This window comes from Micromonospora halophytica, from assembly GCF_900090245.1.
Taxonomy (GTDB): domain Bacteria; phylum Actinomycetota; class Actinomycetes; order Mycobacteriales; family Micromonosporaceae; genus Micromonospora; species Micromonospora halophytica.
Window position 1 is genome coordinate 560,236 of sequence record NZ_FMDN01000001.1, and the last position, 7,231, is coordinate 567,466.

At 71.6% G+C, this 7,231-nt stretch carries 9 protein-coding genes; 6 read left to right on the forward strand and 3 right to left on the reverse strand.

The genetic code is table 11. The features are described from left to right. Position 1: 1 nt before the first annotated feature. Positions 2-796, reverse strand: coding sequence for an EI24 domain-containing protein (locus GA0070560_RS02635; protein WP_091290763.1), 795 nt, complete (start codon positions 794-796; stop codon positions 2-4). Between the two features lie 258 nt (positions 797-1,054). On the opposite strand from GA0070560_RS02635, the gene qcrC reads away from it, so the two are divergent. The 3 genes from qcrC to GA0070560_RS02650 all read left to right on the forward strand — a co-directional run bounded on the left by qcrC (position 1,055) and on the right by GA0070560_RS02650 (position 4,072). Continuing rightward, positions 1,055-1,870: a cytochrome bc1 complex diheme cytochrome c subunit gene (gene qcrC / locus GA0070560_RS02640; RefSeq protein WP_091290925.1), complete on the forward strand. Its 816-nt coding sequence runs from the start codon at positions 1,055-1,057 to the stop codon at positions 1,868-1,870. A 19-nt stretch (positions 1,871-1,889) separates the two neighbouring features. Further along, complete coding sequence (gene qcrA, locus GA0070560_RS02645; RefSeq protein WP_091290766.1) at positions 1,890-2,975, forward strand: cytochrome bc1 complex Rieske iron-sulfur subunit; 1,086 nt, start codon at positions 1,890-1,892, stop codon at positions 2,973-2,975. A gap of 122 nt (positions 2,976-3,097) precedes the next feature. Next, the gene (locus GA0070560_RS02650; protein ID WP_091290769.1) at positions 3,098-4,072 is read left to right on the forward strand and encodes a helix-turn-helix transcriptional regulator; all 975 of its coding nucleotides are present in this window, start codon (positions 3,098-3,100) and stop codon (positions 4,070-4,072) included. Here GA0070560_RS02650 and GA0070560_RS02655 read toward each other — a convergent pair. Then, entirely contained in the window at positions 4,063-4,980 is a 918-nt protein-coding gene (locus GA0070560_RS02655; protein WP_091290772.1) for an SDR family oxidoreductase, read from the reverse strand. The two genes, GA0070560_RS02650 and GA0070560_RS02655, sit on opposite strands and share 10 nt — an antisense overlap. A 77-nt stretch (positions 4,981-5,057) precedes the next feature. On the opposite strand from GA0070560_RS02655, the gene GA0070560_RS02660 reads away from it, so the two are divergent. Further along, complete coding sequence (locus GA0070560_RS02660) at positions 5,058-5,744, forward strand: nucleotidyltransferase domain-containing protein (protein ID WP_091290928.1); 687 nt, start codon at positions 5,058-5,060, stop codon at positions 5,742-5,744. Positions 5,745-5,777: 33 nt separating this feature from the next. Here GA0070560_RS02660 and GA0070560_RS02665 read toward each other — a convergent pair whose 3' ends face one another. After that, a complete protein-coding gene (locus tag GA0070560_RS02665) occupies positions 5,778-6,242 on the reverse strand; it encodes a VOC family protein (protein WP_245675315.1) in 465 nt (154 codons plus the stop codon). 55 nt (positions 6,243-6,297) lie between these two features. Here GA0070560_RS02665 and GA0070560_RS02670 point away from each other — a divergent pair, with 55 nt between their 5' ends. Together GA0070560_RS02670 and GA0070560_RS02675 are read left to right on the forward strand one after the other, a co-directional pair. After that, positions 6,298-6,891 carry a CGNR zinc finger domain-containing protein gene (locus tag GA0070560_RS02670; protein WP_091290774.1) on the forward strand — a complete coding sequence of 198 codons (594 nt, stop codon included), beginning with the start codon at positions 6,298-6,300 and terminating at the stop codon, positions 6,889-6,891. Positions 6,892-7,019: 128 nt separating this feature from the next. Next, on the forward strand, positions 7,020-7,231 hold a 212-nt coding region (locus GA0070560_RS02675; protein WP_139131430.1), incomplete at its 3' end, for a transposase.

Here is a 7,231-nt window from a genome sequence, read left to right on the forward strand (position 1 = left end):
GTCAACGCTCCTCGGTGGACTGGCCCAGCGACCGGCGGGTCAGCAGGGCGGCGCCGGCGACGGCCGCCGGCATGACCAGCACCGCGCCGAGCGGGATCAGGAAGCAGAGGAAGACCGCCACGCCGAAGCCGAGCGTGGTGGCCCGGTCCGCCTTCAGCACCGACCGCCGGTCGGGCAGCCGCAGCCCGCGCCGGGAGAAGGGCGCGCCGGCCAGTTCCACGGCGAGCAGCCAGCCGCCCACCGCCGCCCCGATCACCGGCACCACGGTCTGCCCGACGACCGGGATGAAACCGGCGGCGAAGAGCGGGATGCCGAAGAGCACCGAGAGGCCGACCAACCGGAGCGAGTCGACGACGCTGCGCCGCAGCGAGGCCCAGAACGGCACCTCGACCGCACCCGGGGTGCCGCCCAGGCGCTCCTCCACCCGCTCGGAGATCTTCTCGTAGAACGGGTCGCCGATGACCAGGGTGACCGCGGTGAAGCTGACCACCGCGAGCAGGCCGCCGAGGCCGAGGAAGGCCAGCCCGGCGACCACCCGGACCAGGCTGCGCGGGGTCGTCGACCAGTCGTCCGCGAACGGCGTGACCAGTGCGGCGAGGTCGTCGACGAACCACACCAGGGTGGCGAACGCGGTGACGAACACCGCGCCCGAGATCAGCGCCGGGACGACGCCGAGCAGCATCAGCCCGGGGCTGCGGACGTACAGGCCGAGACCGCGCAGGAGCAGACCCACGCCGGAGAAGAAGCGACCGGCGGCGCCGGCCACCGGTGCGGCGATGTCGCGGGGTGCGTTCACGAGCGCAGAGCCTAGCCAGTGGTGCTCTGTCGGTGCAGCCGCCGTCGGGACAGCAGCACCGACGCGGTGACAGTCCTGTTCCCCTGGCACACCACTCGGGAGGCGACGACCGTCGAGGGGCGTCCCGGATTGAGGCGTACGCACGTCGAGAAACTGCTGCGGGCGGAAGCGAACAGTGTTAGAAAATGGACTAATCGGACGGGCGCGTTCACTGGCCGGGGCCCAATCCTCGAGGCCCGAGTGAAGTTGGGGATCGACATGACCGCTGAGGCACGCCCTGGGCTTCCCGGCCGGCGGCGAACGTTGAGCGCCGCCCGCCGACGGCTCGTCGGAATCCTTCGGCTGGCCGTTGCCCTGATGCTTGCCGGGGGTGTCTACGCAGCGCTCGCGCCACCGGCACAGGCTCAGGACGCGCCCGGCTTCAGCGCTGCGGCGCTGGAGGGCAAAGCGTTGTTCGAGGTGGGCTGCGTGACGTGCCACGGCCGCAACGCCCAGGGCGTGGAGGGGCGTGGGCCGAGCCTGGTCGGGGTCGGGTCGGCGTCGGTGTTGTTCCAGGTGGGGACCGGGAGAATGCCACTGGCGCGGCAGGAGGCGCAGGCCTGGCGCAAGCCGCCGCAGTACAGCGACGAGGAAGTTCGCCAGTTGGGCCAGTACATCCAGGAGCTCGGTGGCGGCCCGCAGGTACCCGAGGGTGACCTGACGCGAGGCGCGGACCTGTCGGTTGGCGGCGATCTCTTCCGCATCAACTGCTCCCAGTGTCACGCCTTCGGCGGCGGCGGTGGCGCGCTCTCCTCGGGAAAGTTCGCTCCGAGCCTGTACCCCGCCACGAGTCAGCAGATCTACGCGGCGATGCTGTCGGGGCCGCAGAACATGCCGGTGTTCGGCGACACCCAGATAACCCCTGAGCAGAAGGCCGACATCATCGCCTACATCCAGCAGGTTCTGCAGGACGGCCAGGACGCGGGGGGCTTCAACCTCGGCCGCTACGGGCCGTCGACGGAAGGGGTCGCCATCTTCCTCGTCGGCATCGTGGCGCTGGTCTTCGCCAGCCTCTGGATCGCCGGCAAGTCCTGATCACGATGAGGATCCCATCATGAGCCGGCGTCGGGGCAAGCGGGAGGAACCGTCGGGCCCGGGCCTTCGTCAGACGTCCCGGTTCGACGTGGTGCGTGAGGGGGCGCGCCGCGACGATATCGAGATCGTCCACTACGAGCCGCAGGCGAGACCCGGGTCGGCGGCTGAGCGACGACTCACCCGGACGGTCGCGTCGTTCTTCTTCCTCGCGGGCCTGGCCGCGACCGCCTTCCTGGTCATCTACATCTGGTGGCCGTGGCGGTTCCAACTCGGCAACGGAAGCCAGCGCCTCTACACCCCGCTGCTCGGGATCACCCTCGGCGTCGCCCTGCTCGGCATCGGCTTCGGCATCCTCACCTGGGGCAAGAAGCTGCTGCCGAAGGAGGTCTCGGTCCAGGACCGCCATGACACCCCCAGCAGCCCGCAGGAGCGGGAACTCACCGCACAGACCATGCTCTACATGGCCGACGAACTCGGCGTCAAACGGCGTCCGCTGCTCGGCGTGTCCCTGCTCGCCGGCCTGGCACCGGTAGCGGCGGTCGCCGCCGCGCCCTTGATCGGAGGATTGATCGAGGACCCGCACGAGAACAACCAACTGTTCCGGACCGGATTTGCACCCGCCGACGACGACGGACTGATCACCCTCATCAGACTCGTCCGCGAGGACGGCCGGGCCGTCCGCCCGGCGGACATCAGTGCGGCGGGTCAACTCACCGTCTTCCCCGGAATCCCGCACGGCGTGAGCAACCGCTACGCGGACTCGCCGACGCTGCTGATCCACCTTCGTGAGGAGGAAGCACAGACCGCTCGTGCGAACAACCTGCGCGCCGGCAAGCAGGACTACATGTGGGCCAACTACATCGCCTACTCCAAGATCTGCACTCACGCCGGCTGCCCCGCAAGCCTGTACGAGCAACAGACCAACCGGCTGCTGTGCCCCTGCCACCAGTCCCAGTTCCTCATCACCGACAACGCCAAACCGATCTTCGGCCCTGCCAACCGGCCACTGCCCCAACTGCCGATCGAGGTGGACGATGAGGGCTTCTTCGTCGCCAAGTCCGACTATCAGGACGCGATCGGCCCGGACTTCTGGGAACGGCCCTGAATCGGAAGGCCGCCAGTCATGCCCAGAGCGCTCCCGCCGCACCCAGGGCAGCCTGAGTCGACGACCCGGGCCGGGCGAGGCGCGTACCCCGGGCGGGGACCCGGCTGGGGCAGGATGGCGGGGTGCGCGCCTCCCGGCTGATCTCGCTGGTCCTGCTCCTGCAGTCCCGGGAGACGATGACCGCCGCCGAGCTGGCCCGGGAGCTGGAGGTCTCCGAGCGGACGGTCTACCGGGACGTGCTCGCGCTCTCCGCCGCCGGGGTGCCGGTCTACGCGGACCGGGGCCGGGCGGGCGGCTACCGGCTGCTCGGCGGCTACCGGACCCGGCTGACCGGGCTGACCCGGGACGAGGCGGAGGCGCTCTTCCTCGCCGGGTTGCCCGGGCCGGCCGGCGACATGGGGCTCGCCGACGCGGTCGCCGCCGCCGAGCTGAAGGTCCTCGCCGCGCTGCCGCCGAGCCTGCGCGACGCGCCGGCCCGCACCGGGCAGCGGTTCCACCTGGACGTGCCGGGCTGGTTCCGCGACTCGACCCCACCGCCCCTGCTCGCCGACCTGGCCCGTGCGGTCTGGGCGGACCGGGTGGTCGAGCTGCGCTACCGGCGCGGCGACCGGGAGGTCACCCGCCGGGTCGAGCCGTACGGGCTGGTGCTCAAGAGCGGAACCTGGTACCTGGTGGGCCGCGTCGGGGACGACATGCGCACCTACCGGGTGGACCGGGTGCTCGACGTCGTGCCGGGCGCGGAGGGTTTCACCCGGGACGAGGACTTCGACCTGGGCGGGTACTGGCGGGAGCAGGCCGAGGCGTTCCTGCGGGCGATGCTCCGGGAATGGATCACCGTCCGGTTGAGCCCCGCCGGCCGGTGGGCGCTGCGCCGGGCCACCGACACTCCCTTCGGGTACGACGAGGCGCTCGCCGCCGGCGTTCCCGACGGGCAGGGGTGGCTGGTCACCCGGCTGCCCGTCGAGTCCGTCGACGTGGCGTACGACCTGGTGCTCCGGCTCGGCCCGGAGCTGGAGGTGCTCGATCCGCCGGAGCTGCGGGAGCGGCTGGCGGAGGCGGCCCGGCGCCTCGGCGAGTTGTACGGCGCTCAGCGGTAGTCGGAGCCGTCCGCCTTCCGGCCGCCCTCGACGACCTCGGTGATGTACCGGAAGCCCTGCGGCCGGCTGCCGTCGAGGTCGGTGAAGCCGTAAACGGTCGCCAGTTCGCCGCTGTCGGTGGACTTTCCGTTCCACCGGTGGCGGTCCGGGTCGGCGGCCAGCGCGGCGACGGCCCGCCCGACGTACGCCGGGGTCTCCGAGATGACGAAGTCCGGTTCCTTGGCGACTGCGTCGCGCCAGTTCTCCTCGGTGACGCCGAAATGGTCGAGCATCGCCTCCGAGCGCAGCCAGCCGGGGGTGACCGCCACCGCCGTGCACCCGTGCGGCTTCAGCTCCTCGGCCTGGACGAACGCGAGCCGGTTGACGCACGTCTTGGCCAGGTCGTAGAAGGCGGACAGCCGGTAGTGCTCGTCGTTGTAGGCCTTCGTGCCGTCGCCGATCTCCACCACCAGCCCGCCGGGGTTGCGGATCAGCAGCGGCAGCGCGAAGTGGCTGGTGATCAGGTGGGTGTGCACGGCCAGTTCCAGGGTCCGGAAGCCCTTGTCGAGCGGCTGCTTCCAGACCGGTTCGTGCCAGGTGATCAGGTGGTCGCTGCCCCACACGTCGTTGACCAGCACGTCGAGCCGGCCCTGTTCGGCGTCGATCCGGGCGATGAGGTCGCGGACCTGCTCGGGCACCGTGTGGTCGACCCGTACCGCGATGCCGGTGCCCCCGGCGGCGGTGACCAGCTCGGCGGTCTCCTCGATGGTCTCGGGCCGGTCCATCTCGGAGCGGCCGGCCCGGGTGCTGCGGCCGGTGGCGTAGACGGTGGCCCCGGCCGCCCCGAGTTGGATCGCGATCTGCCGTCCGGCGCCCCGTGTCGCCCCGGCCACCAGCGCGACCTTCCCTTCCAGCGGTGTCGTCGTCATGCGTCGAGCGTGTCAGCGATACCTGACAGCCGAAGTCCGGTTTTGCGAAGAGGGTGTCGTGGGTCATGCTCGCCGGCATGCACCTGCTGCTCTCCGGGATCGTCGGTTCGGTCGCGTACGGCCTGGCCGGGCCGGGCTCGGACACCGACCGGATCGGCGTGTTCGCCGCGCCCACGGTGGCCTTCCACGGCCTGCACCCGCCCCGGGAGTCGGTGGTCACCACCGACCCGGACGTCACCCTGCACGAGGCCGGGAAGTACGCCCGGCTGGCGTTGAGCGGCAACCCCACCGCCACCGAGCTGATGTGGTTGCCCGACGACTGCTACGAGACCCGGACGGACCTGGGTGAGCGGCTGATCGGCATCCGGTCGGCGTTCCTCAGCGCACCCCGGGTCCGCGACGCCTACCTGGGTTACGCCACGCAGCAGTTCCGCAAGCTGACCACTCGCGACTCCTCGCCGGGCGGCCGGCGGCGCTCGGCCAAACACGCCCGGCACCTGGCCCGGCTGCTGCACCAGGGCCGGGTGCTCTACGCGACCGGCATCCTGGAGATCCGGCTGGCCGACCCGCAGTGGTTCCGGGCGTTCGGCGAGCGGGTCGCCGGTGGCGCGTTGGACGAGGCGGAGGCGCTGGTCGCCGAGGCGGAGCGGGACTTCGACCGGATCCGCACCCCGCTGCCGTCGCGACCCGACGAGGCGGCGGTGGAGCGCTGGCTGCTCGACGTCCGCGCCGCCCACCTGCCGCCGGAGCCGACCGGGCGCTGACCGGTCCCGCCGGCCGGCTCCGTGCCCGGCCGGTCACTGCACGTCGAACTCGTTGCCCTCCGGATCGGCCATGGTGGTGTGCCTGCTGCCCCGGTCGGCCACCTCGCGCAGCACGGTCGCCCCGAGCCCTTCCAGCCGTTTCACCTCGGCCTCCCGGGCGTCCGCCCCGACGTGCAGGTCGAGGTGGAGCCGGTTCTTGACCTGTTTCGGCTCCGGCACCGCCTGGAAGAGCAGCCGGCGGCCCAGGCCCATGTCACTGTCCGGATCGATCGGGTCGTCCGGGTGCCGGACCGCCGCCAGCTCCCGGAAGGCCCGCCGGCCGTCCACCTCGACGTACGCCTGCGGCGGGAGCACCCCGGTCTCGGCCAGCCGGCCGATCAGGGCGCTGTGGTCCTCGACCCGGTAGCCGAGGGCCTCGGCCCAGAATCCGGCCAGTCGGATCGGGTCCGCGCAGTCGATCACGAGCTTCCAGTGCAGCGCCATCGCGTCCTCCGTCACTCGTCGATCACCCCGGTGGGACGACCGGACACCTGTAACCAGTTATAGTGGTTACATGACGGACGGGGCAAGCGGACTCACCCTCACCTCCCCCGAAGGGACCCGCTACCGGTTCGACCCCGGCGCGCTCTGCCTGGAGTTCCTGACCACCGGCGGCCCCGGCGCGCTGGCCCGCTACGACGTGCTGCGCCAGCCCCGCGACCTGGCCGACTGGCTGGCGCTGTCCCGGTTGCGCCTAGACCCGGCCGACGTCGACGTGGACGCCGACGAACTCGCCCTCGCCCGGCGGCTGCGCGACACGCTGTGGCGGATCGCGCGACGGCGCACCCGGGGCGAGACGCCGGAACGCGCGGACCTGGCCGTGGTCAACGAGGCTGCGGCGGGCCCACCCCTGGTCCCGCAGATCGCCGACGACGGCGGGCGGGCCTGGCGGTTGCCCGCGACCGGCGGTCAGGCACTGAGCAGCATCGCCCGCGACGCCGTCGACCTGCTCACCGGCCGCTACGCCGACCGGATCCGGGAGTGCGGCGCACACGACTGCCAACTGGTCTTCGTGGACACCTCACGGCCCGGGCAGCGGCGCTGGTGCGCGATGGAGCGCTGCGGCACCCGGCACAAGGTCCGCGCCCTGCGCGCCCGCCGCGACTAGGCCGTGTTTCAGAAGTGGGCAGGGTTGACTGTCCGGGCTTGATCGATCCGGCGTGTCGGTGATCGATAGTCGGTGAGGTCTCCGGTAGATGGTTCTTCGACCAAGAAGACCTGAACACCGGAGACCTCGTGGCCAGCGTAGCGGCAACGAGGCGGCACGACCTGACCGACGCGCAGTGGGCGGCGCTGGAGCCGTTGCTGCGCACGGGCAAGAGGCCGGGTCGGCCGCCGACATGGAGTAAACGGCTGCTCATTGATGGGATCAGGTGGCGGACCAGGGTCGGATCGCCGTGGCGGGACGTGCCGGAGTGCTACGGACCCTGGCAGACGGTGTACGGGCT

Excerpts from the sequence above, each read along its gene's own strand:
- qcrC (WP_091290925.1), top strand. The coding sequence starts at position 1,055 with ATGACCGCTGAGGCACGCCCTGGGCTTCCCGGCCGGCGGCGAACGTTG.
- qcrA (WP_091290766.1), top strand. The coding sequence starts at position 1,890 with ATGAGCCGGCGTCGGGGCAAGCGGGAGGAACCGTCGGGCCCGGGCCTT.
- GA0070560_RS02655 (WP_091290772.1), bottom strand. The coding sequence starts at position 4,980 with ATGACGACGACACCGCTGGAAGGGAAGGTCGCGCTGGTGGCCGGGGCG.
- GA0070560_RS02660 (WP_091290928.1), top strand. The coding sequence starts at position 5,058 with ATGCACCTGCTGCTCTCCGGGATCGTCGGTTCGGTCGCGTACGGCCTG.
- GA0070560_RS02670 (WP_091290774.1), top strand. The coding sequence starts at position 6,298 with ATGACGGACGGGGCAAGCGGACTCACCCTCACCTCCCCCGAAGGGACC.